At 64.1% G+C, this 25699-nt stretch carries 24 protein-coding genes; 18 read left to right on the forward strand and 6 right to left on the reverse strand.

The window, feature by feature from the left end; genetic code table 11:
- Window positions 1-274: 274 nt before the first annotated feature.
- The 18 genes from EU556_RS24950 to EU556_RS26385 all read left to right on the forward strand — a co-directional run bounded on the left by EU556_RS24950 (window position 275) and on the right by EU556_RS26385 (window position 21137).
- Window positions 275-4753, forward strand: coding sequence for a CusA/CzcA family heavy metal efflux RND transporter (locus EU556_RS24950; protein ID WP_135436985.1), 4479 nt, complete (start codon window positions 275-277; stop codon window positions 4751-4753).
- Between the two features lie 31 nt (window positions 4754-4784).
- Window positions 4785-5990: an efflux RND transporter periplasmic adaptor subunit gene (locus EU556_RS24955; RefSeq protein WP_125433377.1), complete on the forward strand. Its 1206-nt coding sequence runs from the start codon at window positions 4785-4787 to the stop codon at window positions 5988-5990.
- A gap of 57 nt (window positions 5991-6047) precedes the next feature.
- Entirely contained in the window at window positions 6048-6653 is a 606-nt protein-coding gene (locus EU556_RS24960) for a hypothetical protein (RefSeq protein WP_044019269.1), read from the forward strand.
- A 47-nt stretch (window positions 6654-6700) separates the two neighbouring features.
- Complete coding sequence (locus EU556_RS24965; RefSeq protein WP_210116380.1) at window positions 6701-8956, forward strand: heavy metal translocating P-type ATPase; 2256 nt, start codon at window positions 6701-6703, stop codon at window positions 8954-8956.
- On the forward strand, window positions 8953-9849 hold the full coding sequence (locus EU556_RS24970; RefSeq protein WP_135436986.1) for a cation diffusion facilitator family transporter: 897 nt from the start codon (window positions 8953-8955) through the stop codon (window positions 9847-9849). Before EU556_RS24965 ends, EU556_RS24970 begins: the two co-directional genes overlap by 4 nt.
- A gap of 45 nt (window positions 9850-9894) precedes the next feature.
- Complete coding sequence (locus EU556_RS24975) at window positions 9895-10746, forward strand: cation transporter (RefSeq protein ID WP_073285483.1); 852 nt, start codon at window positions 9895-9897, stop codon at window positions 10744-10746.
- A 36-nt stretch (window positions 10747-10782) separates the two neighbouring features.
- Entirely contained in the window at window positions 10783-12195 is a 1413-nt protein-coding gene (gene lpdA, locus EU556_RS24980) for a dihydrolipoyl dehydrogenase (protein ID WP_135436987.1), read from the forward strand.
- A gap of 6 nt (window positions 12196-12201) precedes the next feature.
- Window positions 12202-13032 carry a ZIP family metal transporter gene (locus EU556_RS24985; protein WP_245327904.1) on the forward strand — a complete coding sequence of 277 codons (831 nt, stop codon included), beginning with the start codon at window positions 12202-12204 and terminating at the stop codon, window positions 13030-13032.
- Window positions 13033-13055: 23 nt separating this feature from the next.
- Entirely contained in the window at window positions 13056-13325 is a 270-nt protein-coding gene (locus EU556_RS24990; RefSeq protein WP_073285489.1) for a hypothetical protein, read from the forward strand.
- A gap of 79 nt (window positions 13326-13404) precedes the next feature.
- A complete protein-coding gene (locus EU556_RS24995) occupies window positions 13405-14073 on the forward strand; it encodes a DUF305 domain-containing protein (RefSeq protein ID WP_135436988.1) in 669 nt (222 codons plus the stop codon).
- Between the two features lie 4 nt (window positions 14074-14077).
- Window positions 14078-14806 carry an SDR family NAD(P)-dependent oxidoreductase gene (locus EU556_RS25000; protein ID WP_135436989.1) on the forward strand — a complete coding sequence of 243 codons (729 nt, stop codon included), beginning with the start codon at window positions 14078-14080 and terminating at the stop codon, window positions 14804-14806.
- 52 nt (window positions 14807-14858) lie between these two features.
- On the forward strand, window positions 14859-16058 hold the full coding sequence (locus EU556_RS25005) for a family 1 glycosylhydrolase (RefSeq protein WP_135437063.1): 1200 nt from the start codon (window positions 14859-14861) through the stop codon (window positions 16056-16058).
- Window positions 16059-16070: 12 nt separating this feature from the next.
- Entirely contained in the window at window positions 16071-16748 is a 678-nt protein-coding gene (locus tag EU556_RS25010) for a hypothetical protein (RefSeq protein WP_135436990.1), read from the forward strand.
- A gap of 31 nt (window positions 16749-16779) precedes the next feature.
- On the forward strand, window positions 16780-17481 hold the full coding sequence (locus tag EU556_RS25015; protein WP_135436991.1) for a DUF1345 domain-containing protein: 702 nt from the start codon (window positions 16780-16782) through the stop codon (window positions 17479-17481).
- An 81-nt stretch (window positions 17482-17562) separates the two neighbouring features.
- On the forward strand, window positions 17563-18498 hold the full coding sequence (locus tag EU556_RS25020) for a bestrophin family protein (RefSeq protein WP_044019258.1): 936 nt from the start codon (window positions 17563-17565) through the stop codon (window positions 18496-18498).
- On the forward strand, window positions 18485-19468 hold the full coding sequence (locus EU556_RS25025) for a DUF2279 domain-containing protein (RefSeq protein WP_135436992.1): 984 nt from the start codon (window positions 18485-18487) through the stop codon (window positions 19466-19468). The genes EU556_RS25020 and EU556_RS25025 overlap by 14 nt, the downstream gene beginning before the upstream one ends.
- 101 nt (window positions 19469-19569) lie before the next feature.
- On the forward strand, window positions 19570-19953 hold the full coding sequence (locus EU556_RS25030; protein ID WP_044019257.1) for a hypothetical protein: 384 nt from the start codon (window positions 19570-19572) through the stop codon (window positions 19951-19953).
- A gap of 449 nt (window positions 19954-20402) precedes the next feature.
- Window positions 20403-21137 (forward strand): phosphatase PAP2 family protein, encoded by a 735-nt coding sequence (locus tag EU556_RS26385; RefSeq protein WP_135436993.1) that lies wholly within the window; start codon window positions 20403-20405, stop codon window positions 21135-21137.
- Between the two features lie 44 nt (window positions 21138-21181).
- On the opposite strand, the gene EU556_RS25040 is transcribed toward EU556_RS26385, so the two are convergent.
- The 6 genes from EU556_RS25040 to EU556_RS25065 form a co-directional block, all read right to left on the reverse strand.
- Window positions 21182-21706 carry a hypothetical protein gene (locus EU556_RS25040; protein ID WP_135436994.1) on the reverse strand — a complete coding sequence of 175 codons (525 nt, stop codon included), beginning with the start codon at window positions 21704-21706 and terminating at the stop codon, window positions 21182-21184.
- A complete protein-coding gene (locus EU556_RS25045; protein WP_135436995.1) occupies window positions 21707-22444 on the reverse strand; it encodes an adenylate/guanylate cyclase domain-containing protein in 738 nt (245 codons plus the stop codon).
- A 92-nt stretch (window positions 22445-22536) separates the two neighbouring features.
- Window positions 22537-23298: an SMODS-associated NUDIX domain-containing protein gene (locus EU556_RS25050; RefSeq protein ID WP_135436996.1), complete on the reverse strand. Its 762-nt coding sequence runs from the start codon at window positions 23296-23298 to the stop codon at window positions 22537-22539.
- Window positions 23299-23325: 27 nt separating this feature from the next.
- Entirely contained in the window at window positions 23326-24210 is an 885-nt protein-coding gene (locus EU556_RS25055) for an AAA family ATPase (protein WP_135436997.1), read from the reverse strand.
- Window positions 24210-24710 (reverse strand): HORMA-1 domain-containing protein, encoded by a 501-nt coding sequence (locus tag EU556_RS25060; RefSeq protein WP_135436998.1) that lies wholly within the window; start codon window positions 24708-24710, stop codon window positions 24210-24212. The genes EU556_RS25055 and EU556_RS25060 overlap by 1 nt, the downstream gene beginning before the upstream one ends.
- Before the next feature lie 8 nt (window positions 24711-24718).
- Window positions 24719-25684 carry a CBASS oligonucleotide cyclase gene (locus EU556_RS25065; protein ID WP_135436999.1) on the reverse strand — a complete coding sequence of 322 codons (966 nt, stop codon included), beginning with the start codon at window positions 25682-25684 and terminating at the stop codon, window positions 24719-24721.
- Between the last annotated feature and the right edge of the window lie 15 nt (window positions 25685-25699).

Below are 25699 nucleotides of genomic sequence, written 5' to 3' on the forward strand. Positions count from 1 at the left end.
TTCTTCCGGCCACCCACCCGGTAGGCGATGCTGCCCGGCCGTTTGCAACGTTGACGAGCCCGGCCCCGCAGCCGCGGGCCTTTGCCGTCTGGCAGCCTCCGCAAGCCTAGTTTCCTGTTTTTTCGGTTCCGTCCGCGGGACCGGGCACGCTGCCGTGCCCGGTCCCGTCGGCGCATACGCACCTTGCTGTGCGCTGTCGAACCCTGCCGTCGTCGAGCCCCGCGGGCTCCGACCGCCCTTTTCTCAGGATTTCTAGTCTTACCCCTCAGCCAGTATGTTCGACCGGCTCATTCACTTTTCCATTCACAACAAGCTCATCATCGGGCTGCTGACCCTGGCTTTGATTGCCTGGGGCAGCTACTCGCTGAGTCGGCTGCCCATTGACGCGGTGCCCGACATTACCAACAACCAGGTTGTGGTCTACACGGTGGCACCCTCGCTATCGGCCGGCGACATCGAGCGGCTGGTGTCCTTTCCCATCGAGCAGAGCGTGGCCACGATTCCGGGGCGCGAAGAAGTACGCTCCTTTTCCCGCTTCGGCCTCTCGGTCGTGACCATCGTCCTGGAAGACGGCATCGACATCTACTGGGCCCGCCAGCAGGTGGCCGAGCGCCTGCGCGAGGCCGAAAGCCAGATTCCGGCCGGCGTGGGCCGGCCGGAACTAGCCCCGGTCAGCACCGGCCTGGGCGAAATCTACCAGTACCTGGTACGGGCCAAGCCCGGCTACGAGAAAAAATACACGGCGCGGGAGCTGCGCACGATTCAGGACTGGATTGTGCGCCGCCAGCTGCTGGGCACGCCCGGCGTGGCCGACGTCAGCTCTTTCGGGGGCCAGCTCAAGCAGTACGAGGTGGCCCTGGACCCGGAGCGGCTCCGTTCCCTGAACGTGACCGTGGACCAGGTGTACCAGGCCGTCAGCCGCAACAACCAGAACACGGGCGGAGCCTACCTGGATCAAAACCCGACGGCCTACTTCATCCGCACCGAGGGCCTGGCCCAAAACGCCCAGGACATCGGCAACATCGTGGTGCGCTCTACCAGCACCGGCTTGCCGGTGCTGGTGCGCGACGTGGCCGAGGTGCGCCTGGGCTCGGCCGTGCGCTACGGGGCCATGACCCGTAACGCGGAGGGCGAGGTCACCGGCGGCATCGTGCTCATGCTCAAAGGCGCCAACGCCAACGAGGTTATCAAGGCCGTCAAGGAGCGCATGGAAACCGTGCGCAAGTCCCTGCCCGAAGGCGTGACCGTGGACGTGTACCTGGACCGCTCGGAACTGGTGGGCCGGGCCATTCATACGGTAACCAAAAACCTGATTGAGGGAGCGCTCATCGTGATTTTTGTGCTGGTGCTGTTCCTAGGCAACCTGCGCGCGGGGCTGGTGGTGGCCTCGGTGATTCCGCTGGCCATGCTCTTTGCCATCAGCCTGATGCGCGTGTTCGGCGTGTCGGGTAACCTGCTCTCGCTCGGGGCTATTGATTTCGGACTGGTAGTGGATGGGGCGGTGATTATCGTGGAGGCCATCGTGCACCGCCTGCACACCCACTCGGGAATTGCCGCCCACCCCGACGGGGCCCACGGCAAGCTAACCCAGGACCAGATGAACGAGGCCACCTACGAGGCAGCCTCCAAAATCCGCGCCTCAGCCGCGTTCGGGGAAATCATCATCCTCATCGTGTACCTGCCCCTGCTGGCCCTGGCCGGCATTGAGGGCAAGATGTTTAAGCCCATGGCCGAGACGGTGGCCTTCGCCATTATCGGCGCTTTCATTCTCTCGCTCACCTACGTGCCCATGATGGCGGCACTGGGGTTGAGCCGCAACACGGAGCACAAGCGCAACTTCTCGGACCGCATGATGAGCTGGCTGGAGGCCCGCTACCGGCCCCTGCTGGAATGGGGTCTGCGCCGCAAAGCCCTGGTGCTGGCTTCGGCCGTGGGGCTGTTCGTCGGGGCCTTGCTCGTGTTCCGCACTCTGGGCGGGGAGTTTATCCCCCAGCTTTCGGAAGGCGACTTCGCCATTGAGATGCGCGTGCTCACGGGCTCGTCGCTAAGCTACACCATCGAAAAAAGCCAGCAGGCCGGGGCCATCCTGAAACAGCAGTTTCCGGAGGTCAAGGAAGTGGTGGCCAAAATTGGCGCGGCCGAAATTCCCACCGACCCCATGCCGGTGGAAGCTGGGGACGTGATGGTAATTCTGGAAAAGGACCAGAGCAAGTGGACTTCGGCCAAGTCCCGCGAGGAGCTGGCCGAGAAAATGGCCCACGCCCTGAGCGTAATTCCGGGCGTCACCTTCGGGTTCCAGCAGCCCATTCAGATGCGCTTCAACGAGCTCATCAGCGGGGCCAAGCAGGACGTGGTGATGAAAATCTACGGCGAAGACCTGCAGCAGCTGGCCGACTACGCCCAGCGGGCCGCGGCCCAGGTGCGGCAGGTGCAGGGAGCCGAAGATGTGTACGTGGAGCAGGTGACGGGCCTGCCCCAGATTGTGGTCCAGCTGGACCGCAACAAGCTGGCCCAGTTCGGTCTGAACGTCGAGGACGTGAACCGCACGGTGCAGACTGCCTTTGCCGGCCAGGCCGCCGGGCAGATATTTGAGCAGGAGCGCCGCTTTGATTTGGTGCTGCGCCTGCGCCCGGACCTGCGCCAGGACATCAACGCCGTGCGCCAGCTCTTCATTGCCACCCCGCGGGGCGAGCAGGTGCCGCTGGAGCAGGTGGCCACCGTGGCCCTGCAGGAGGGTCCGAACCAGGTGCAGCGCGACGACGCCAAGCGCCGCATTACGGTGGCCTTCAACGTGCGCGGGCGCGACGTGGAAAGTGTGGTGGAAGAGCTGCAGGGCAAAGTGGACCAGCGCCTGAAGTTCGCCCCCGGCTACTACGCCACCTACGGCGGGCAGTTCGAGAACCTGCGCGAGGCCTCGCAGCGCCTGAGCGTGGCCGTGCCGGTGGCCCTGACCCTGATTTTTGTGCTGCTCTTCTTCACCTTCGGCTCCCTGAAGCAGTCCGTGCTGATTTTCACGGCCATCCCCTTATCGGCCATTGGCGGGGTGGCGGCTCTGTGGCTGCGGGGCATGCCGTTCAGCATCTCAGCGGGCGTGGGCTTTATTGCCCTGTTCGGCGTGGCCGTGCTCAACGGCATCGTGCTCATCGGCTATTTCAACCAGCTCAAGGACGAGGGCTGGGCCAACCTGCACGAGCGAATTCTGGAAGGCACGCAGGTACGCCTGCGGCCGGTGCTGATGACGGCTACGGTGGCCTCGCTGGGCTTTTTGCCGATGGCCCTGAGCACCTCGGCCGGGGCCGAGGTGCAGCGCCCGCTGGCTACGGTCGTCATCGGCGGGCTGGTCACGGCCACGCTGCTAACCCTGCTGGTGCTGCCGGTGCTCTACGCCCTGTCGGAACGCACCCCGGCAGCCGGGCCGGACCAGCAGCCCGAGGATCCAACCCACCACGGCACCCGGTCGGCACCCCTGCTGGCCGGCGGCGCAGCCGTGCTGTTGCTGACACTGCTGGTGCCCGGCACCGGCCGGGCCCAGCAAGTGCAGCTGACGGCCGGTGGCACGCCCTTCACGGCCCAGCAGGCCGTGACCCAGGCCTTGCAGGCCAACACCACGGTAACGGCTGCCCAGCGCAGTTTGGAGGCCCAGCAGGCCCTGCGGCGCACCGCTACCGACGTGGGCCGCACCACCGTGGGCGTTACCTACGGGCAGTACAATTCCTACCGCAAGGACAACCAATTCAACGTCAGCCAGAGCTTTTCGCTGCCGCGGGTGTACCGCAGCCAGCGCCAATTGCTGGAGGCGCAGGTCGGCGGGCAGCAGCTCACGCTGGCCCAGGTGCAGGCCGAGCTGCGGCGGCAGGTGCGCCTGAATTATGAGCAGGCCGTGTACGCCCGCCACCGGGTGCAGGTGCTGCGCGGGCAGGACAGCCTCTACAGCGAGTTTTTGCGGGCCGCTCAGCTGCGCTTTAAAACCGGGGAAGTAGCCCGCCTGGAGCCGGCCACCGCCCTGGTGCAGCAAGGCGAAACCCGCGCCCTGATTGCCCAGGCCCGCACCGGCTACCAGGTGGCCCAGCGCCAGCTGCAAGCCCTGCTGCAACAAAGCCAGGCGGTGGGCGTGGCCGACAGCCTGCTTCGCCCGCTGGAACCCGTGGTGCTGCCCGCCACCGGTGACACGGCGCGCCTGACCCAGAACCCGGAGCTGCAAGTGCAGCGCCAACTCATCGCCCAGCGCCAGGCGGCCACCCGCACCGAGCAGGCCCTGGGACTACCCAACGTGACGCTGGGCTACTTCAACCAGTCGCTGATTGGCCCCCAGACCATGGGCGGCGTGGGCGGCGCGGAGCGGTACTACGCCGGGTCGGACCGCTTCCAGGGCGTGCAGGCTTCGGTGGGCATTCCCCTCCTGCGCGGGCCGCAGAAGGGTCGGGTGCAGGCCGCCCGCCTGCAGGAGCAGGTGGCCGACGCCGGCTACCAGCGCCTGCGGGCCGAGCTCTCGGGCCGGCTGGACGAGCTAGTGGCCCGGCACGCCGAGCAGCAGCAGCGCCTGGCTTTCTACCAGCAGACGGCCCTGCCCCAGGCCGACGTCATCGTGCGCCTGAGCACGCGGGCCTTCAAGGCCGGTGAAACCGGCTACGCCGAATACCTGCTCAACCTGGAGCGGGCCCTGACCCTGCGCACCGCCTACCTGGACGTGCTGCTGGAACACAACCAGACCGTCATCGAGCTGGACTACCTGCTGGGCAGCACCCCCCAGTAATCATCCCTGACTTTTCTTGCCTCCCCCTTTCATGACAAAATACGCATTGCTGGCCCTGCTGGGCCTGACGCTGGCCGGTTGCGGTCAGGAGAAAACGGATACGGCGGCACCGGAAGCGGCCGGGGCCACCACGGAAACAGCGGCTGGCGGCGCCAAGGCCGCGGGCAACGAAGCCGCCGCCGAAGAAAACGCCACCGAAACCACCCTGTCGGCTGCCGAGCAGCGGGCGGCCGGCATCCGGCTGGGCCGGGTGGAAGACCGGGTGCTCAGCGGCACGCTCAAAGTCAACGGCACGCTCGACGCGCCCCCGGAAAACGCGGTGGCCGTCAGCGCCCTGCTTGGGGGCATCGTGGAGCGGACGACCCTGCTACAGGGCAGCCGCGTGCAGGCCGGGCAGGTGCTGGCGACGGTGCGCAACCCCGAGTTTGTGCAGCTCCAGCAGGATTACCTGGAAACCAGCAGCCAGCTGGAGTTTGCCCGCGCCGAGTACGAGCGCCAGCAGGAGCTCTACCGCCAGGAAGTAGCCCCGCAGAAAAATTTCCAGAGGGCCCGTGCCGAATACCGAGCCATGCAGACCCAGGTGGCGGCGCAAGCCGCCCGCCTGCGCCTGGCGGGCCTGCCGGTGGGCGGCAAGATTACCACGACGGCCCCGGTGCGGGCCCCGCGCGGCGGCTTCCTGAAAACCGTGAATGCCAGCGCCGGGCAAAGCGTGACCTCGACCGACGTGCTGTTTGAAATCGTGGACCCGGCCCACCTGGACGTGGTGCTCACTGTGTTCGAGAAGGACGTGCCGCAGGTGCGCGTGGGCCAGACCGTGCGCTACACCCTGGCCAATGATTCGGCCGGGGCCGAGCACCGGGCGAAGGTGTATGTGATTGGCCGCGCCGTGAGCGAGGACCGCACGGTGCGCGTGTACGCCCACCTGAGCCGGGAAGACGCCAGCCGCCTGCCCGGCACCTACGTGCGGGCCACTATCGAAACCAACTCGGCCACGTTGCCCTCCCTGCCCGACAAGGCCCTGGTGCAGTTTGGGGGAAAGAGCTACGTGTTCGTGGCCGAAGGTCCGGCAGGAAAAAACCAGGAAACGCACTACCGCATGGTGCCCGTGACGGCGGGGGTAAGCGAAAACGGCTACACCGAAGTCCGTCTGCCGCAAGGCACTGCGGCGGCGCAGGTCGTGGTGGAGGGCGCGTACTCGCTGCTGGCCAAGCTCAAAAACGCGGAAGAAGAAGAATAGCCGCGCATTTTCTCCCCTAATCCGGCCGCGTTCCTGTCGCGGCTCTTCGCCCTGCCCATGTTCCATCTGCTCACCGGTTGCCTGCTGTTAAGCCTGCTGCACGCCGCGATTCCCAACCACTGGGCGCCGGTGCTGGCCGTGGCGCGCGCCGAGCGCTGGCCCCTGCGCCGGGCCGTGGGCGTGACGCTGGTAGCCGGCCTGGCCCACGTGCTGAGCACGGTGCTGCTGGGCCTGGGGCTGGGGCTGCTGGGCTGGCGCTTGTCGGCGCAGTTCTCCCACCTGGCCCGCGGGGCGGCCCCGGCCCTGCTCGTGCTCATTGGCGTGCTGTACGCCTTGTCGGGGCCGGGACACGCCCACCCGGACCCGGCCCCGACCCGGCCCCGCGGCCGGGTGGTACTGGGGCTGGCGGCGACCATGTTTCTGGCGCCCTGCCTGGAAATTCAAACGTTTTTTCTGGCCGCCGGCACCCACGGCCCGGCGGCGCTGGCCCTGCTCATGGGGGTGTACCTGCTGGCTTCGGTCTCGGCCATGTGCGCGCTGGTCGCGCTGGCTCACCGGGGGCTGGGTCGCCTGAACCTGGACGGGCTGGCGCACCACGAGCGTCGCCTGACCGGGGCCGTGCTCGTGCTGGTAGGCCTGGCCGGCTTTTTCGTGGACTGGTAGCGGCCCGCCGGCTGCTGTCTTCATTTTTCACCGGATGCATCTTTCCTATGCCTGATCCAACCCCTTCCAATACCGACGAAGAGCTCAACACCGCCAAGCAGGTGCAGCTCGACAACGTGGGCGCCCTGAGCCGGGACCAGCTCACGCCTGAGGCCGCCGCCGCGCCCGAGGGCCACGACGTGCCCGGCCACGACCACGCCACCCACGACCACACGGGCCACCACCATCCCCCCGGCAAACAGGTCGTGGACCTGGCCGGCCAACCGGCCGACGAGCACGCCGGCCACTCCCACGGGGACGGCGACGACCACGACCACGGTCCGGCCGGGGACAACCCCTACCTCTGGCCCGGGGTGAGCCTGGCCCTGCTGCTGGCCGGCATTGCGCTCGACTACTATACGGTGGGCTTTTTTACCGGCTACGTGCGCCTGCTCTGGTACGGGGTGGCCTTCCTGCTGGTGGGCTGGAAAGTCATCCGCTCCGCCGTGCAAAGCATTCCGTCGGGCAACGTGTTCAACGAGTTTCTGCTCATGAGCATCGCCACGCTGGGGGCGTTTGCCATCGGCGAGTACCCGGAAGGGGTGGCCGTGATGCTGTTCTACACAGTCGGCGAATTATTCCAGGACGCGGCCGTGAACCGGGCCAAGCGCAGCATCAAGGCCCTGCTGGAAATCCAGGCCACGGAAGTCACGGTGCTGCGAGGCGGGCAGTCCCTGGTGCTGGATCCCAAACAGGTACAGGTAGGCGATACCATTGAAGTGAAGCCCGGCGAGAAGGTAGCCCTGGATGGGACGCTGACCAAGGGACCGGCTTCCTTCAATACGGCGGCCCTGACGGGGGAATCCGTGCCCCAGACCAAACAAACGGGGGAGCCGGTGCTGGCCGGCATGGTCAACCTGGAAAGCCTGATTCAGGTGGCCGTCACGGCAGGCTACCAGGACACGAAGCTGGCCAAGATCCTGGCCATGGTGCAGGACGCGGTGGGCCGCAAGGCTAAAACCCAGCAGTTCATCACCAAGTTCGCCAAAATCTACACCCCCATCGTCGTGCTACTGGCCACGCTGCTCATCGTGGTGCCCTACTTCGTGGTCGACGATTACGTGTTTCGCACCTGGTTGTACCGGGCCCTGGTGTTCCTGGTCATTTCCTGCCCCTGCGCGCTGGTCATCAGCATTCCGCTGGGTTACTTCGGCGGCATCGGCGCGGCCTCCAAAGCGGGCATCCTGTTCAAGGGCTCCAACTTCCTGGATGCCATGCGCGAATTGGATACGGTGGTGATGGACAAAACCGGCACCCTCACGGAGGGGGTGTTTGCCGTGCAGCAGGTGCAGGCGGTGGGACTGGAGAAAGCCCAGCTGCTGCGGCTGCTCGGGGCGCTGGAAACCAAATCGACGCACCCGATTGCCAAAGCCGTCGTGGCCCACGTCGGCGCGGCTACCGCCGGCGTGGCAGTAGAGAACGTGGAGGAAATAGCCGGCCACGGCCTACGGGGCCGGGTGGACGGGCGCGACGTGCTGGCCGGCAACACCAAGTTGCTGCGCAAGTTTAACGTGGCCTACCCGGCCGAAGTAGACCAGGTGGTGGACAGCATCGTGGTGGGGGCCGTGGACGGGCAGTACGCAGGCTACCTGACTGTGGCCGACGCCCCGAAAGAGGACGCGGCCCGCGCCGTGCAGGAGCTGCGCGCCGACGGCATCAGCAAGCTGGTCATGCTCTCGGGCGACAAGGACAGCATCGTGCAGCGCGTCGCCCGGGAGCTGGGCATCGACGAGGCCCACGGCGGCCTGCTGCCCGAGGACAAGGCCCGCTACGTGCAGCAGTACAAAACCGAAGGGCGGAAGCTGGCCTTCGTGGGCGACGGGGTAAACGATGCTCCGGTGGTGGCCCTGGCCGACGTGGGCATTGCCATGGGCGGGCTGGGCTCGGATGCGACCATTGAAACCGCCGACGTGGTTATCCAAACCGACCACCCCAGCAAGATTGCCACCGCCCGGCGCATTGCCCGCGCCACCCACCGCGTGGTATGGCAAAATATCTGGCTGGCCTTCGTCGTGAAGGGTATCGTGCTGGTGCTGGGCGCGGGCGGCCTGGCGACCATGTGGGAGGCCGTATTTGCCGACGTGGGCGTGGCCCTACTGGCTATTTTGAATGCCGTGCGCATTCAGCGCATGGACTATTCCTCACCGGGTACCGGTAGCCCGTCGCCCGCTGCCCCGCCAGTTACAGAAAACCTGTCGGTGGTTGAGCCCATGCCCCGCGAACTGCGTGAAGGCCCGCACCACTCTAACGACCAAACGAAATGAGCGGGTCCCACGGCATGAGCGGCAGCGCCGCTTCGCGCAATAAGCGCGCGTTAACCATCGTCTTCTTCACGACGCTGACTTACCTGGTGGCCGAAGTCATCGGCGGCTGGTGGACCGGCAGCCTGGCCTTGCTGGCCGATGCGGGCCACATGCTCACCGACGTGGCCGGCGTCGGGCTGGCGCTGCTGGCCATCCGCTTCGGCGAGAAACCGGCTACGCCGGCCCGCACCTACGGCTACTACCGCTTTGAGATTCTGGCCGCCCTTACCAACGCGGTGGTGCTGATTCTGATTTCGATTTATATTCTCTACGAGGCCTATCTGCGGTTTTTGAACCCGCCCAAGGTGGAAAGCACGACCATGATGTGGGTAGCCGGCGTGGGCCTGCTGGTCAACCTCTACGGGGTGTACCTGCTGCGCAAAAGTTCGGGCGAGAGCCTGAACATGAAGGGCGCCTATTTCGAGGTGCTGTCGGATATGCTCACCTCCGTGGGCGTCATGGTCGCGGGGGCTATCATGATTACCACCAAGTGGTACTACGCCGACCCGCTGCTCTCGACCGGTATTGGCTTGTTCATCCTGCCCCGCACCTGGGCCCTGCTCAAGGAGTCGGTGAACGTGCTGCTGGAAGGTACCCCGGCCGATGTGAACCTGGAGACGTTGCGGCAGGGCCTGCTGCAGGTGCCCGGCGTGGCGGCCGTGCACGACCTGCACGCCTGGGTGCTGACCTCTGGCGTGAATGCCCTGAGTGTGCACGTGGTGCTGACCGACGAGGCCCGGCACGAGGACGTGCTGACCCGCGCCCAGGACTACGTGACCACCAAGCATCCCATTCAGCACGCCACCATTCAGGTGGAGCGCGGCGACTTTGCCCAGCACGAAACCCATCTGTAGTGACTCTCGGGTCACTATTGCGTGGCGATAACACCTTCACTCGCTATGTCCTTCACTTTCGTTGAGTTGCAGCCGAACCAGCGTACTCCACTGCCAGCGTGGGTAACGGCTGCGGCTCTGGCGTTGCTGGTTTTTAGCAAGTGGGCCGTTGGGGTGCAAGCAGCCTCGCACGCACTGCTGGCCGATGCCCTGGCATCCGCGGCCCAGCTAGGGCTTCTTCTGATGAGCCGCACCGGCCGGTGGTCAGTCGCTGACTCTCCACAGGGGCTGGCCGCCCGGCAACGCGTGTGGACAACCGTCGGCGCCGGGGCATTGGTTACCGCAGCATTCGGTGCCGCCTGGTACTGCATTCGGGTGATGAACGTTCCGCACCCGCCGCCGACCATTGTATCAGCGTGCGTGGCCGGGGTAGCCATCGTGCTGGAAAAAGGCGCGTACCGGCAGCTGTTTGGCCCCCCTAACTTGGGTGAGTTCCGGGCGTGGTATCACCCCAGCAATGCGTTGCCGTCCAACCTCGCGCTCGTCGGCATCAGCCTGTCCATTCTGGGCGGCCCTGGCTACGAATGGGCCGATGACTGGGCGGCCCTGGGCATTTGCGCGCTGCTCGTGGGCAATGCCTACCGCCTATTGCAGCCAGCCTCGGTTGCCGGGCCAACGGTACGCCGGCAAGAATGGAAAGCCCGGCTGCAGTGCTGTACTCAGACGATTCCGGGCATCACCCTCGCCGAGGCCCATCTTGAGCCGTCCGAAACCGGTTCCGTTCTGCATGTATGGGTACGCGTATCCAGCCCCCTGACGGTTGCGCAAGAGCACGCCATAGCCCAACAGGTGCAGACTGTTCTGGCACCCGTCCAACCGCCTTCATCAACGCTGCTCGTGCGCATAGTCCCTTCGTAAGCCTGCACAACCACTCTCCCCCTTTTCTCCACAACCATGACCTCCTACGACGTAATTATTATCGGCTCCGGCCCCGGCGGCTACATCGCCGCCGTGCGCTGCGGGCAGTTGGGCCTGAAAACGGCCATCATCGAAAAGTATCCCACCCTGGGCGGCACCTGCCTCAACGTGGGCTGCATCCCCAGCAAGGCCGTGCTCGAATCCACCGAACTCTACCAGAAAGCCACCCACCAGTTCGCCGAGCACGGCATCGACGCCGACAACCTGCGCGCCGACCTGCCGCGCATGATGGCGCGCAAGGACCAGGTGGTAAAGAAGGTGTGCGACGGAGTGGTGTTTCTGATGAAGAAAAACAAGGTGGACATTCTCCACGGGGTGGCCTCGTTCGTGGATGCCACCACCGTGCAGGTCGTGCCTATGGAAGGGGGCAGTGGGGAAGCGCAGCAGCTTACGGCAAAAAACATCATCATCGCCACCGGCTCCAAGCCCAGCACCCTGCCCTTCATCACCCTGGACAAGGAGCGCATCATTACCAGCACCGAGGCCCTGGCCCTGCGCGAGCTGCCCCAGCATTTGATTATTGTGGGGGGCGGGGTTATCGGTCTGGAACTGGGCTCGGTATACGCCCGCCTGGGCAGCAAGGTCTCAGTGGTCGAATACACCGACGCCATCATCCCGACCATGGACCGCACCCTGGGCAAGGAGCTGCTACGCTCCCTCAAGAAGCAGGGTCTGGAGTTTTACCTCTCGCATAAGGTGACGGCCGTGGTGCGGACCGGCGACACGGTGAAGCTCACGGCCCAGGGCGGGCCATCGGCCGAGCTGCAGCTGGAAGGCGACTACTGCCTGGTATCGGTGGGCCGCCGGCCCTACACCGACGGGCTGAACCTGCCCGCGGCCGGCGTGGAGCTGGATGAGAAGGGCCGCGTGAAAGTCAACGAGGACCTGCAGACGACGGTGCCGGGCATCTGGGCCATCGGCGACGTGGTGCGCGGGGCCATGCTGGCCCACAAAGCCTCCGACGAGGGCGTGTACGTGGCCGAGCTCATTGCCGGCCAGGCCCCGGAGGTGAACTACCTGCTCATTCCGGGCGTGGTCTATACCTGGCCCGAAGTAGCCAGCGTGGGCTACACCGAGGAGCAGCTCAAGGAGCAGGGCAAAGCCTATAAGGTGGGTTCCTTTCCGTATTCCGCCTCCGGCCGGGCGCTGGCCGGGGCCGACACCGAAGGGGTGGTGAAGGTGCTTACCGACGCGCAGACCGACGAGATTCTGGGCGTGCACATGATTGGAGCCCGCATTGCCGACATCATTGCCGAGGCCGTGGGCATCATGCACTTCCGGGGCGCGGCCGAAGACGTGGGCCTGATGTCGCATGCCCACCCCACCTACGCCGAAGCCTTCAAGGAAGCCTGCCTGAACGCGGCCGGCATCGGTGCCCTCAATATGTAACCCCGTATGCTACTCGCCTTTCTGCTGGCTGTTACGCCGGACGCGCCCCCTTCCTGGACCCAGGTGCTACTGTATTCCCTGGTGCCCGCCGCCATCATGGTCGTGGGGGCCGTTGTGGCCGTGCTGCGCCCACCCGGGGCGGCCATTCGCAGCGCCATTTTGCACTTCGCCGCCGGGGTGGTGTTTTCCGTGGTGGCCGTCGAGCTGCTGCCCGACATTGTGGCCCGACACCGTCCGCTGGAGGTTGGCCTGGGCTTCGCCATCGGCGTCGGGGTTATGCTGGTTCTGCGCTCGCTCACCCGCAAGGCGGCCGAAAAGGAAAAAGCCGGGCCCACGCCGGCCCTGCCGCCCGGGGTGCTGTGGGCTTCCCAAACCGCGCCGGACGAGGCCGTCCGTCCCGGCGCGCTGCCGATGGGCCTGCTCACCGGGGTCGGCATTGACATCCTCATCGACGGGCTGCTGCTGGGTATCGGCTTTGCCGCCGGGGCCGAGGAAGGTATGCTGCTGGCCATTGCCCTCACCATTGAAGTATTGTCGCTGGGCTTGGCCACGGCCGTGGAGCTGCGCCAGGATGGACAGGGCAAAGCCCGCACCGTGGGCATCGTGGCCGCACTTTCGGCCCTGCTGGTCGTGGGGGCCGGCGTGGGCATTACCGTGCTCAAGGGGGCCTCCGACAACGTCATGGAGTTGGTGCTCTCCTTTGGCCTGGCCGCGCTGCTGTTTCTGGTGACGGAAGAGCTGCTGACCGAGGCCCACGAGGAGCCGGAGTCGCCCTGGCTGACCTCGGCCTTCTTCCTGGGTTTTCTCCTGTTTCTACTTCTGGGCATGCTCGTGTAGCCGGCCCTTTTTACTTACCTCCTATGGATTCGCACAAGCTTCTTATCGAACTCACCCTGGTGCCGGCGGGCCGGCATATTGCCTTTTCCAAAGACATGCTGGAAAAGGTGCACGTGTACCGCCGGGTAGGGACAGCCGGGGACGCCTGGCAGCAAGTGGCCACCAACGCCCGCTCGCCCTTCATAGATACGGAATCCTTTCCGGCCGGCACCACGCTGGAGTACCACGTGCAGCACTTCAATCAGCAGGATGCCTTTGAGGGACACAGCAACATCGTGCGCACGACCCTGTAGCCACTGAGCTACTCTTTTTTCACATTCCCGTCACCGCTGGGCTTGTGCCCAGGCGGTGATAAGCTACTTTGCTCGCTGCATGATACCTCGTTTCGTTGTGGGTGTGCTCACGTTGCTGCTGCTGGGCGCGTGCCGGGAGTCGACGCCGGAAACGCCGGTGCACACGGCCGACACGCACCAGCGCCATCCGGCCCCGGCCCAACCCGAACTCAACTCCGCACCAGCCGTGGCCGCCCGGGCGCGGCAGCGCCTGCGCACGGTGGCCCGCTCAGGCAACATCGACCACGACGTGGCCTCGCTGCTGCTGGAGCATCACCGCGGGGCCCAGCAGCTGGTTGCCGTGGAACAGGCCACGGGACGGGATGCGGACTTGCGGGCGCTGGCCGATTCGCTGCGCCGGGAGTGGCAGCAGGAAAGTCTGGCGCTGGGCCGGCTCGCGAGCCGCACCCACGACAAGGCCTCCGAAGAAAACACCCGCTTCTACCAGGAATTTTCCCGCGACGTACAGGCGGCCTGCGATTCGGCGGCCCGGTACTCCCGCCCGCCGACGGGCAACCCGGACGCCGACTTTGCCGCGGTCCTCTCCGCCCACCTGCGCACCGGCCTGCTGCTGGTGCAGGAGGGCATCGCCCACGGCAGCGACCCGCCCCTGATTGCCCTGGCCCACCGCTTTCACCACGACCAGCTCCGGCACCTGCGGCAGGTGCAGGCCTGGACTTCCGCTCACGCTTCTCCCACCAAGCACTGACCCCATGCGCTTTACCGACAAAATATGCCTCGTCACCGGCGGCGGCTCCGGCATCGGCCGGGCGGCCTGCCTGCAGCTGGCAACTGAAGGCGGCACCGTCGTGGTCTTGGACCGCGACGAAACCACGGCCCAGCAGACCGTGGACCTGATTGAAAAAGGCGGCGGTCAGGCCCGGGCCATCCGGGTTGATTTGGGCCTGGTGGCCGAGATAGAAGCGGCCATGGGTACCGTAGTAGCCGCCTACGGCCGGGTGGATGTGCTGGTCAACAACGCGGCCATGATGACCTTCAAGCCCCTCACCGAACTGGCGGTAGCGGAGTGGGACCTGGTTATGGCCGTGAATTTGCGGGCCGTTTTCCTGCTCAGCAAACTGTGCCTGCCCCACATGCAGGGCGGGGCCATTGTCAACATCAGCTCCGTGCATGCGCAGGAAACCACGGCCAACGTGATTCCCTACGCGGCCAGCAAAGGCGCGCTGGAGGCCTTCACCCGGGGCATGAGCCAGGAGTATCCGGCTGCCCGCGTGCGCACCAACTGCGTGGCCCCCGGAGCCGTGGACACGCCCATGCTGTGGAACAACCCGAACGTGAAAAGCGGCAAGGAGAAGGTAGAGGGCGAGGTTGGCCACCCCGCAGACATTGCCGGCGCCATCTGCTACCTGGCCTCGGCCGATGCCCACTACATCAACGGCACCACCCTGGTCGTGGACGGCGGCCGGCTCAGCATCCTGTAACCGCCTCCCCGCACCCACCTTTCCATTTCCGCTTAAACTTATCCCCAAGCCCATGAGCGCCTTCATGTTTGCCACCGGCATCGAAAACAGCTACCCCACCATCCGGCTGCCCGACGGCACGATGCAGCGGGTGGACGAGCTGGAGAAAACCGGCCATTACGAGCGCTGGCGCGAAGACTTCGCCCTGGTCAAGGAAATGGGCATTGAGTTCCTGCGCTACGGCCCGCCCTACTACCGGGTGCATACCGGCCCCAGCCAGTATGACTGGGCCTTTACCGACGAGACCTTCGGCGCCCTGCGCGAGTTGGGCATCACGCCCCTGGTGGACTTGCTGCATTTCGGGCTGCCCGACTGGCTGGGCAACTTCCAGAACCCGGCCTTTCCCGAGCACTTCGCCGCCTACGCCGGGGCCTTTGCCGCCCGGTTCCCGGACCTGCAGTTCTACACCCCCATCAACGAAATCTTTGTCACCACCATGTTTTCGGCCCAGTACGGCTGGTGGAACGAGTGCCTGGCCAGCGACCAGGCCTTTGTGACGGCCCTCAAGCACGTGTGCCGGGCGGGTGTGCTGGCCATGCAGGCCATCCTGGCCGTGCAGCCGGGAGCCACCTTCATCCAGAGCGAGTCGGCCGAGTACTTCCACCCCGAAACGCCCGCCGCGCGGCCCCTGGCCAACTTTCTCAATCAGAAGCGCTTCCTGAGCCTCGATTTAACCTACGGCTACCCCGTGAGCGTGGCCATGTACGAGTTCCTGCTCAAAAACGGCATGACGGATGCCGAGTACCACTGGTTTGACGACCAGCACATCAAGGCCAAGTGCATCATGGGTACGGACTACTACCGCACCAACGAGCGTATGGTGCGCGAGGACGGCAGTACCTACCCCGCCGGCGACGTGTTCGGCTACTACGTCATTGCCAAGCAGTACTTTGACCGCTACCGCATGCCCCTGATGCACACGGAAACCAATCTCTGGGAACCCGACGCCGTGAACTGGCTGTGGCGGCAGTGGGCCAACGCCTACCGCCTCAAGCAGGACGGCATTCCCCTGGTGGGCTTCACCTGGTACTCCCTGCTCGACCAGGTGGACTGGGATACGGCCCTGCGCGAGAATAACGGCCGCGTCAACCCCCTGGGCCTCTACGACCTGGACCGCAAGATACGGCCCGTGGGCCGGGCCTACCAGCGCCTGATTGCCCAGTGGAAAGACGTTCTCCGGGACGAGAGCTACGGTGTGCACATCAACTATTAGCCCCCTCTTGCCATGCCTGCTTTCTTAGCACCTTTGCGCCGGGTACGCATCCTGTTGCTGGGGGCCGGGGCCCTGCTGCTGGGCTTTTGCGGTCACCCCCGCAACGAGCAGCACGCGGAACCCGCGCGCCCGGCCGTGGCCCCGGCCGACTCGGGCCACGTAGACGCGCCCGTGGAGCACGCCACCGCCACCGGCATTCTGCAGCGGTTGCAGGAGAGCCTGGACGGCCTCTCGCTGAACGGCCGGGCCGACCATGACTTTGCCCACCTGGCGCTGGAATACACCCACGCCGGCCTGGATCTGGCCAACCTGACGGTGGAGCGGAGCGCTTCCGATTCCCTACGGGCCCTGGCCCGGCGGGTGCGCCCCGGCCAGGAGCATCTACTCCCCGAATTGGAAGCCATTGTTTCCCGCCAGCATCATCTTCACACCAATCACCGCCTGGATCCGGCTACACCGTTTGCCCGCGCCACCGCATTGCTACGCCGCGATTTGGCGCACGCTTGCGCGGCACTTCCTGCTTCCAAGGCAGATTCTGCCGCTCAACTGGCGGCCGCATGGCGCGTGTACCAAACGAGCCTCACCCGTTTGGCACAGCTGCAATTGCGTTACGGGCAGGATTTCCGTCTACGAGAAATAGCCCGCTTGCTAAGCCCGCTGGCTGCCAGCCCTGGGCGGAGGCATCCCTAACATACCAAGTGGCCATTGTTTACTCGGACCTATGCCTGTTTTACGCCTGCTTTCCCCCCGGCACCTGCTGGCCCATCTGCGTCACCTCTCGGCCCGGCAGCGCCTGCTCGTAGCCGCCGGCCTGGGCGGCCTGAGCTGGCTGCTGCTGCTGCCGTTTTCCTTGCAGGCGGCCACGCGCCTGGTGGCCGCCTGGGACGTGTTTTGCTCCGGCATTCTGAGTTTGCTGTGGGCCGCCATGTACCGGGCCGACGCGGCCCATATCCGGCGCGTCGCCACCCGGCAGGATCCCGGCCGGACCTGGACCTTCGTGGCCGTGCTGGCCGGCAGCAGTGCCGCGCTGCTGGCCGTGGTGGTGCTGCTTTCGGGGCTGGCTTCCATGCGCGGGCCCGAAGTGAGCTACCATGTGGGGTTGTCCGCCGGGGCAGTGGTCGGGGCCTGGCTGCTGGTGCACACCGTGTTTGCTCTGCGCTACGCCCACGCCTACTTCAGCGAAAACCCCGCGACCGACCCGCCGGATACGCTGGGGGGACTGGAGTTTCCCGGGGAGCCGCCCACCTCGTACTGGGACTTTGCCTACTTCGCCTGCATCGTGGGCATGACCGCCCAGACCGCCGACGTGGCCGTGTCCTCGGCCCGTCTGCGGCGGCTGGTGATGCTGCACGGCCTGTTGGCCTTTGCTTTCAATACCAGCATCGTGGCGCTGGCCATCAACCTGCTGGCCGGACTGCTCTGAGGCGGCGGGCCGTCCAGTTCTCCGGCCAGTGGCTTGCTCACGGCCTGATGATCCTTCGTTGTTTTACCCCGCTGTTACCGCATGTATATCCGTAAGCACATTCACTGGCGTGTTATCTGGGCCTATTCCTGGAAAGACGTGCTGATTTTTCTTGGCTACGATACCCTGCTGGCCGTATTGCACGGGCCGCTGCAGGTACGCTGGCTGGACATTCCCTGGCAGCTCATCAGCATCCTCGGCGTGGCCGTCTCCTTTTACGTGGGCTTCAAGAACAGCAGCTCCTATAATCGGTTTTCCGAGGCCCGCCAGCTGTGGGGCGGTATCGTGAACCGCAGCCGCAGCTGGGCGATGCTGGTACTGGGCAATACCGACCCATTGGGGCCGGCCCTGACGCCGGCGCAAGTGGCCGCACAGCAGCGGCTGATCTACCGGCACCTGGCCTGGGTGAATGCCCTGCGCCTGCACCTGCGCCGCCAGCCTGAGCGGTGGGAGGCGGAGGTGGCCCCTTTCCTGGGCCCGGACGAGTCCGTGTACTTGCGGGCAGTAGCCAATCGGCCGGCCCAGTTGTTACTGCGGCAGACCCATGACTTGCGCCAGGCAGCCGGTCTCTACACCGAGTTGCAGCAGCGCACCCTTACCGAAGACCTGCGGGAGCTCACCAATCTGCAGGGTGGCTGCGAGCGTATTAAGAACACCCCGTTTCCCCGGCAGTATGCCTTTTCCAGCGCTGCGTTCGTCTGGCTCTTTATTGCCCTGCTGCCCCTGGGCTTGCTGGCCGAGTTCGAGAAGCTGGGCCACGGGCAGTACTGGATGACGATTCCGTTCTCGGTGCTGGTGTCCTGGGTGTTTGTGACCATGGAATTGGTGGGCCACATCAGTGAGGACCCGTTTGAGAATCGCATGAACGACGTGCCCATGACGGCGCTCTGCCGCACCATCGAGATTGACCTGCGCCAGATGCTGGGCGAGCAGCAGGTGCCCGCGCCCGTACAGCCCGTGGAGGATGTACTGCTGTAACCTGACTGGCCGCCTACCCTGCGGGGCGGGGTGGCGGCGGGCCGCAGGTGGACCCTTGTTGAGCGCGGCCTGGCTAAGCGCGGCTCTGCTGCAGCCCTCCCCCGCCGCCGCCCAAGTGCCCCGATCAAAGAACGAGGACGTCCCCAGTCTGGCCGACTCCAGTCGTCACGCCGCTCGGTTGCCGGTGCTGGCCGGCAGCGTGGCGGTGGTCTATCCCGCGGGGCTGTACCTGCTGGGGCGTAGCTGGTACACCGGGGAGCGGGTTCCGCTGCATTGGTTTAACGACTGGCCCGAATGGAAGCAGCTAGACAAAGCCGGCCACTTCTGGACCGCGTTTCACGAAAGCCGCGCCGCGGTTGACCTGCTGGGCTGGGCCGGGGTGGCCGAGCGCCGCTCCCGCTGGTACGGGAGCTTTGTAGGATTTCTGCTGCAAAGCCCGATTGAGCTGCTGGACGGCCGCTCTCCCGCCTACGGCGCCTCGCCCGGCGACCTGGCGGCCAACCTGGCCGGATCGGTGGGCCTGCTGACCCAGCAGCTGGCCTGGGGCCAGGTGCGGCTGATGCCCAAGGTATCGTTTCACCGCAGCCCCTACGCCGCTCTGCGCCCCGACGTGCTGGGGCGTACCCTGCCCGAGCGCTTGCTCAAGGACTACAACGGCCAAACCTACTGGGTGTGTGCCGACGTGGGCGCGTGGCTGCCGGCCGGCAGCCGCTGGCCACGCTGGCTCCAGCCGGCAGTCGGCTATGGGGCCGACCAATTGCTCTACAACGACCCGGCCCGCAACCAGGCGGCCGGACTGCGCGCCTACCGCCAGTACTACCTGTCGGTGGACGTGGACCTGCGTCGGGTGCCCACACGCTCCCAGGTGCTACGGCGCGTGTTCTACGTAGCCAGCCTCGTGCACCTGCCCGCCCCGGCGTTAGAATGGAACGCCCGGCGGGGCTGGCATGGCCATGGCCTCTATTACTAACGCTGTCCGGGCGGCTTCGCGCCCTTTCCGGGTGTTCTCCTACCTCCGGTTTCCCTCCTTATTTACTGGCCGGGGCGCTGCTCATTTTTAGCTCGTATGGCATGAAGACGTATCTGCCCTTTAATCGGTTCATCGGCCTGGCCGGTCTGGCAGCCGCACTGTTGCTGCCCGGCTGTGGCAATCTGGGCTCGCATAGCCTGACCCTCCGCTTGCAGGTTGCCTTCGACAGCACGGCCATCCGGATCCATAACCCCACCCGCGCAACGTACTACCACGCGCAAGTGGAAGTAAATGATGCCTTTGCGGCCGCATTAGGCACCCTTGCCCCGGGCGCCCACCGGCGGCTTTCCTTGGACAGCCTGCGCACCGACCAGGGCCAAGGGTTGTCAAGGGAAGTGCAGCTGGAGCGGCTTACGCTCTACGCCCAGGACAGCGTCGGCAACTATGATGCGCTTATCCTGGATCCCGTTCCTGCCGGCCGATGAAGTCCGGCGTAGGAGTCAGCGTTTTATACCGGGGCAGAACGCCAGAAACTCGTAGCGGTCCAGCAGCACCGCGCGGCAGGGCAGCTACGAGTAAGCGGCCCGCCACGGCCAAACGACCTGTGGCTTTGCGGGGTTCGTGCTCAGCCCCAGCGACGGCAGCTCGTTGCAGACGGCGTCTTTGCTGCTGTGCGCCAGGGGAACTACGCCCGCTCTCATTATGGTTAGGCGGGTATGTGTGCGCATCATACCCCGACTCGAAAACTGCTCCGACTAGGCCTCTACGCGGCGGTCGGCGCCTGGATCCTCTACTCCCAAGCCGGCGGTTTCTAGCCCGGCGCATGGGGCCGTTTTTGGGAATGCGCTACGCAGGAACCGGGTGCACAACGCACCTAGCATAGGCCAACGGTGCCGCTACCTTGTGTATCTTCCGGGGTTGTCCCCTGCACTGTATGCTCCCTGTTCGTCTTTGCTGGCCCGCTGTCGGCGTGGCCGTCTGCCTGCTGACGCCAGCGCCCGTCGCGGGGCAGGTGCTGCATTCCCCTGTTGTGCCTGATTCCGTGGGCCGGCGCCTGGAGGTAGAGCCCCGGCCGTCGCCGCTCCGGCGCGCGGCGCAGTGGGCCGGGCGGCCGGCCACCTGGCGCGTGCTGGTACCAGGGCTGTTGGTGGGGGTCGGCCGCCCGGCCCACCACACGCTGGAGCTCAAGACCGATTGGGCGGTGCGCGAGGAACTCGGTGAGCACGTGCCGGCCGTGCGCACCACCCTGGACGACCAGTTGCGCCACGTGCCGGCCGCCGCGGCCCTGGGGCTCAGCCTGGCCGGCGTGCGGGGCGAGCACAGCACGGTGAACCAGACGTTGCTGTTTGCCCTGACCTACACCATCAACAATACGCTCACCAGCAACCTCAAGCGCCTGACGCGGGTAGAGCGCCCCTACGGCGGCGGCGATTACAGCTCGTTCCCGAGTCAGCACGCCAGCGCGGCGTATTCGGCCGCCTGGCTGTTGGACCGCGAGTACGGGACGCGCAGCGGCTGGTACCGCGTAGGCGGCTACACCGTGGCCACCAGCGTCGCGGCCCTGCGCCTGATCAACGGCAAGCACTGGCTGTCGGACGTCGTCACGGGGGCGGGAATAATGAGTTTCATGTGCGAGGGATTGTTGTCGTTAACTAATCGGGTGTGTTAACCTGCGCGAGTATACCGCCATCCGATGGGCCGGCAGGCAATTCACTAGCAGATCGCTTTTGCCCACCGAATCAGCCAAAAAGCAGTAAAACAGCCCAACAGAATGCTGAAAGTGCAGGTGATAGCCCAGTGAAACAGGCGCTGTTTCGCGTAAGCAATGCAGGCATTGGTGTGAATCTGCTGGGTCAGCAACGCCTGGCTTTCGGTCATAGGCAGGGACAGGCCGGTCACACGCGCCAGCTCGGCCTGCAGGCTCGTTACGCTCAGGGCGCTGATGTAGCCAAAGTACAGGGCATTGGGCACGAGCAGCCGCTGGCCGCGGTGCCAAGGCGTTACCAGGCTGGCCCATTTAGTCATGGCAAACAGGGAAGTGAGTACGGCCAGTACAAGACCCGGAATTAGCCAATACGGAATCAGCAGCAGCAAAGAAGGGTTACCAATGGAAGACAAGCTCTGCACGAGGCCAATGATAGCGGCTCCGTTCAGGGCAATGAGCGCGGTGTGTTTGGCTTCCAGAAACCGCAGCCACTCGTTGACCGTGGTGAGCAGAAATTTCAGGTTCTCGTCCATTTAGTATAAATCGATTACCTGCGTGAAAGCTACTCCTTTCAGCTGGACCGGGCGAGGGGCGCGGGCCAGCCACCACCGGTCCAAAACCGAGAGGCCCGCGCGGCGGTGTAGGTCATAGCCTCCGTTGACGTAATAAGAAATTTCCTTGTCCACGCCTTCGCCCTCGAGCCGGAACAGCTCGGTCATGGGCTGGCCGATAGCATAGAATTCGTCCACCGTGGTCTTGCTGTTGTGGTAGTAGAGGAGCTTGCCGTAGTGCAGCGCGATTTTTACGGAATAAGGACTGCTGTGGCGAGCTCGCCCAATCTTTCCCGCACACTGCTCAGCTGCCTGCAGCCACTGATACGCGCTGTGACCCGGAGTAAAGGGCTTGCCAAAAACGGCGATAATCCCATCGCCGATAATCTTTTCGACTTCTCCGTCAAACTCATAAATAATGGGCAGCACCTGAGCGTAGTAAGCATCCAAGATGGTGGCAATCTGGGCGGCTGACATCGTCGCAGTTTTCGTGGAAAAACTGGTGATATCAATGAAGAGCATCGCCAACTCTACGTTCGGATTCGTCACCAGCTGTCGGACAGTGGGTGAAACGGCCTGTAACTCAGAAAAGGCCCGCACATTTTGCACGCCATAGCGATTAAGCGACTCGAGAATGACCCGTCCTTCCTGGCGCATAGCAGACTTGGTAGAGGGGGCAAAGTTTTGGCGTAACTCAGCGGAAAGAGCAAAATTGGGCATAGTATAAAGTGTAGTGCGCAGCCATACATAGGAGGCTAGGCCGATCAATTTTGAAGGAGAATAAGTTTTAGAATGGCGGGCGGGTATCAGGCCTACCCCTCCGAAGAAAGCAGGTAACAGGCATGCTGGCCAATGCGAAAGGGGTCCAGATGCTTGAACTGGTCGTCGCCCAGTCGCTTGATTTGTTCCTCCGTCACCCAGCGCAGCTCGCCCGAGGCGGGCAGCTGCAAATGGCGCAACTCGTGCTCCTGAGCCGCAGTTAACTTTAACTCGAACACCTGGTAAACCATCAGTTCTGTGGCCTGGGTGTGAGGTGAATACGTGAGGGGCCGCCAGACGGTGTACAGGTAGCGGGGGTCGATGGTGGCGAAAGCTTTTGACAGATAGCCAGGCTCCACTAACTCTTCCTGAAACTCGCGTTGCTGCGTAGTCTCCCGGTCTTTCTCGGACACAAACCAGTTGAGAAAGGGAATCAGGTTTTTGCCTAGCACCCGGACCCGTAGGTCGTCACGGCTGTGGATGTCGATGGGCATGATTTCATCTTCCCGCACATCCCACTTGGTAAACTGATCGCGCACCGCCTGCGAGTCGTGCTTATAAACACCTCCCACCGGCTGGTATTGGTTGATGCGCCGGCCTTTAACCAGCAGGTAACGCCCATCAATTCTGATGCGAAACAGATAGGAAATCGATACCCGTACGTGCGTAGAAGCCAACTGACGCTTGCTGGTGTAGAGCAGCTTCATCCGTTTCCAAAAGCTGGGACCACGCTTTTCCCGCTCGGATTCAAACAATTTAGGAGCTAACCACGCACCGCTTTTCAAGAGCGGCACTAGTACCTGAAGAAACGTCATAGGGGGCAAGGCGGAGTTAATCGTACGCTACTTAATAGCCGGACTAGGCTGCATGTGCTGCAAGGTGCTTTTAAGAATAGCTGCCGTCAGCGGTTGGGTTGGATAGGCCTGTGCGATGGCTTCGGGTAAGAAGCGAAGGCGCAAATCCGAGAAGGAATAGCCCAGACCCTGATTTTTCTCCGGACCGGTTAGGTGTACCAGCTCTTCCATTTCCTTGCTGGTTAGCTTCACTCCTTGGAGTTCCTTTTGCAGCAGTTCCCGGCGCTCGTCCTCGGACGGGCGATCAAAGGTCATAATAACCGCGGCCCGCCGCACGATGGCCTCATCCAGGAAGTGCAGCCGGTTGGTGGAGAGCATCACCACGGCCCGCCCCTTGAGGCTGCGCAGGTCGTCAATTTTCTGAATCAGCGTATTGACGGCTGCTTTCTCTTCCTGGTGCATCTGACTGGTCGAGCGAGTAGTAGCAATGGCATCGGCCTCGTCAATGAGCAGGAAGGCAATGCCCTCTTTCGATTCTTTTTTCAAGCGGTCAAAGGCCTCGTTTACTAGTTGGGCCATCTGCCCGTGCAGTCCCTCGCCCCGCACCCGGGTGCTGAGCTTAATGAAGTAGCCGTCGCGCTTGAGTTCGCGGGCAATCTGGTCGGCAATGGCCTCGGCCGAGGCCGTCTTGCCGGTGCCCGCGTCACCTTCCAAAATTACCAGCGGGTAGCGGTCAGTCAAGGAGGAGAGAATGGGCAGCGCGGCCCCATGATGCAGCTGGCTCCAGCTACGCAACCCATCCGGGTCCAGCAGCAGGCGCAGGTTGAAGTGGATGCGTTCGAAGCGCTTGGTAAAGCCAATAAGCGACGCGGCCCGCTGCTGGATCTCGCGGCTGGGTATTTCGGTAACGTTGTCGAAAATAGTAGTCGCCATTACTGGAAGTTTTCTTTGTTGAGTTCGTAGCCCTTGCTGGCGTAGCCCTGCGCCGACGAGCGCTGCAGGTGCGAGTAGGACGTGTCGATGCTGGACACGCCCCAGTTTATATTCATTTTCTCCTGCAGGGCCTGCTTTTTCGTGGCGTCCAGCCCTTGCCAGGTTGCGTTAGGGCAAATGACCAGGTTCAGCGAACTGCCTGCTACGTCCGGCCAGTCGTTCCCACCGGCCCGGTCGCCGCTCAGAGCGCTACCCGCTTCATTGACTGTGTAGCGAGCGGCCTGTAGCACTTTACCCAGGGAATTGGTCAGCACAATATCTACCCGGTCCAAGTAGTATCCTTCGGCCCAGGTCAGCACATCCTGACAATATTCTTCTACCTGGGTCTGGGTGAGTTTGCCGGTGCGCCGGGCAATCATGCGCAAGTCAGCTTCGAAATTGCCGAAGGTTTTGCGGACGTCAGTTACCGTGTAGGTGGCGGTTTGCGTGGTCGTATACATGGAGGCAGTTAGTTTTCTTCTATCGTGAAGCTGGGGCCGAATAACTCGGTCCACTCCTCCGTGGTAGCTCCCAGTGTCGGGCAGGACTGCGCGATGTTCAGCCCGTCAAAAGCCGTATCGGCCGCCTTGACCACGGCGGCCCAGGCATCGTTGTCCATCTTACTGGCGGCGTTGTTTTCGTTGTTGGTGGGATCCGCAATGAAAACCGGGTTGGTAAAGCGCGGCACGCTGTTGATGGCAGAAGGGAAAGTGATAACCGGGAAGTTGCGGCCGCTTACGAACTGAAAGAAGCGAATCAGGCCTTCTTCGATATTGGTTTCAGCCCCGTAGGTATCGTCCAGATAGGCCGCGATCAACTCAATGGTAAATGAGGTGAGGCCCGGCTTTAGGCCCTGGCGGTTGCGCCACCATTTCAGAGCCCGCACGATGGAAGTGTACGAGGCGTTTTGCTTGCGGGCCTTTAGGTTGGCATCGAGTTGCTTGTCGATGCTGGTGATGAAACGCCCGCCCCCACCCCGCTCCGGCTGCCAGACGTAGGTGCTGGGCGTGTCCGGCACCACCGGCACGATGTCGACTTCCAGTCCAGTCCCCACGAATTTGATTTTGATGGCCTTGGTCTTGCCTTCGGCTTCCACGTCACCCTCATCCTTGGTAGGGTAAATTTCGCGTAGGTACTGAGCCACGTAGTCGTGCAGCTTGTCCACATCGCTTTTCAGCGTGTCGTCGCCGTCCACAAATAGTACCAGGTCAACGTCCACTGGGTGCTCGCCCTTGGGACGCAGCACGGTGTGCTTTTTCCAGGAGCCGGCAATCACGAAGCGGGTAACTTTCATGCCGGTGCTGGTGTCGTCCTTGATTTTGGCTTTAAGCCGGTCCCGCAGGTTTTCAATCTGGTCCCGGTACTTGCCCATGTCGTCGCGATGGAGCTTGATGCGGTTAATGAAATGGCCCAGTTGGGCGTTGTCGAGCTTCATAGGCGGAATAAGAAG

The sequence above is a fragment of the Hymenobacter fodinae genome, from assembly GCF_004745825.1.
Classification (GTDB): domain Bacteria; phylum Bacteroidota; class Bacteroidia; order Cytophagales; family Hymenobacteraceae; genus Hymenobacter; species Hymenobacter fodinae.

What these genes read in the sequence shown, in the direction of transcription:
- EU556_RS24950 (WP_135436985.1), top strand. Translation starts at nt 275, where the DNA reads ATGTTCGACCGGCTCATTCACTTTTCCATTCACAACAAGCTCATCATC.
- EU556_RS24955 (WP_125433377.1), top strand. Translation starts at nt 4,785, where the DNA reads ATGACAAAATACGCATTGCTGGCCCTGCTGGGCCTGACGCTGGCCGGT.
- EU556_RS24960 (WP_044019269.1), top strand. Translation starts at nt 6,048, where the DNA reads ATGTTCCATCTGCTCACCGGTTGCCTGCTGTTAAGCCTGCTGCACGCC.
- EU556_RS24965 (WP_210116380.1), top strand. Translation starts at nt 6,701, where the DNA reads ATGCCTGATCCAACCCCTTCCAATACCGACGAAGAGCTCAACACCGCC.
- EU556_RS24970 (WP_135436986.1), top strand. Translation starts at nt 8,953, where the DNA reads ATGAGCGGGTCCCACGGCATGAGCGGCAGCGCCGCTTCGCGCAATAAG.
- EU556_RS24975 (WP_073285483.1), top strand. Translation starts at nt 9,895, where the DNA reads ATGTCCTTCACTTTCGTTGAGTTGCAGCCGAACCAGCGTACTCCACTG.
- lpdA (WP_135436987.1), top strand. Translation starts at nt 10,783, where the DNA reads ATGACCTCCTACGACGTAATTATTATCGGCTCCGGCCCCGGCGGCTAC.
- EU556_RS24985 (WP_245327904.1), top strand. Translation starts at nt 12,202, where the DNA reads ATGCTACTCGCCTTTCTGCTGGCTGTTACGCCGGACGCGCCCCCTTCC.
- EU556_RS24990 (WP_073285489.1), top strand. Translation starts at nt 13,056, where the DNA reads ATGGATTCGCACAAGCTTCTTATCGAACTCACCCTGGTGCCGGCGGGC.
- EU556_RS24995 (WP_135436988.1), top strand. Translation starts at nt 13,405, where the DNA reads ATGATACCTCGTTTCGTTGTGGGTGTGCTCACGTTGCTGCTGCTGGGC.
- EU556_RS25000 (WP_135436989.1), top strand. Translation starts at nt 14,078, where the DNA reads ATGCGCTTTACCGACAAAATATGCCTCGTCACCGGCGGCGGCTCCGGC.
- EU556_RS25005 (WP_135437063.1), top strand. Translation starts at nt 14,859, where the DNA reads ATGAGCGCCTTCATGTTTGCCACCGGCATCGAAAACAGCTACCCCACC.
- EU556_RS25010 (WP_135436990.1), top strand. Translation starts at nt 16,071, where the DNA reads ATGCCTGCTTTCTTAGCACCTTTGCGCCGGGTACGCATCCTGTTGCTG.
- EU556_RS25015 (WP_135436991.1), top strand. Translation starts at nt 16,780, where the DNA reads ATGCCTGTTTTACGCCTGCTTTCCCCCCGGCACCTGCTGGCCCATCTG.
- EU556_RS25020 (WP_044019258.1), top strand. Translation starts at nt 17,563, where the DNA reads ATGTATATCCGTAAGCACATTCACTGGCGTGTTATCTGGGCCTATTCC.
- EU556_RS25025 (WP_135436992.1), top strand. Translation starts at nt 18,485, where the DNA reads ATGTACTGCTGTAACCTGACTGGCCGCCTACCCTGCGGGGCGGGGTGG.
- EU556_RS25030 (WP_044019257.1), top strand. Translation starts at nt 19,570, where the DNA reads ATGAAGACGTATCTGCCCTTTAATCGGTTCATCGGCCTGGCCGGTCTG.
- EU556_RS26385 (WP_135436993.1), top strand. Translation starts at nt 20,403, where the DNA reads ATGCTCCCTGTTCGTCTTTGCTGGCCCGCTGTCGGCGTGGCCGTCTGC.
- EU556_RS25040 (WP_135436994.1), bottom strand. Translation starts at nt 21,706, where the DNA reads ATGGACGAGAACCTGAAATTTCTGCTCACCACGGTCAACGAGTGGCTG.
- EU556_RS25045 (WP_135436995.1), bottom strand. Translation starts at nt 22,444, where the DNA reads ATGCCCAATTTTGCTCTTTCCGCTGAGTTACGCCAAAACTTTGCCCCC.
- EU556_RS25050 (WP_135436996.1), bottom strand. Translation starts at nt 23,298, where the DNA reads ATGACGTTTCTTCAGGTACTAGTGCCGCTCTTGAAAAGCGGTGCGTGG.
- EU556_RS25055 (WP_135436997.1), bottom strand. Translation starts at nt 24,210, where the DNA reads ATGGCGACTACTATTTTCGACAACGTTACCGAAATACCCAGCCGCGAG.
- EU556_RS25060 (WP_135436998.1), bottom strand. Translation starts at nt 24,710, where the DNA reads ATGTATACGACCACGCAAACCGCCACCTACACGGTAACTGACGTCCGC.
- EU556_RS25065 (WP_135436999.1), bottom strand. Translation starts at nt 25,684, where the DNA reads ATGAAGCTCGACAACGCCCAACTGGGCCATTTCATTAACCGCATCAAG.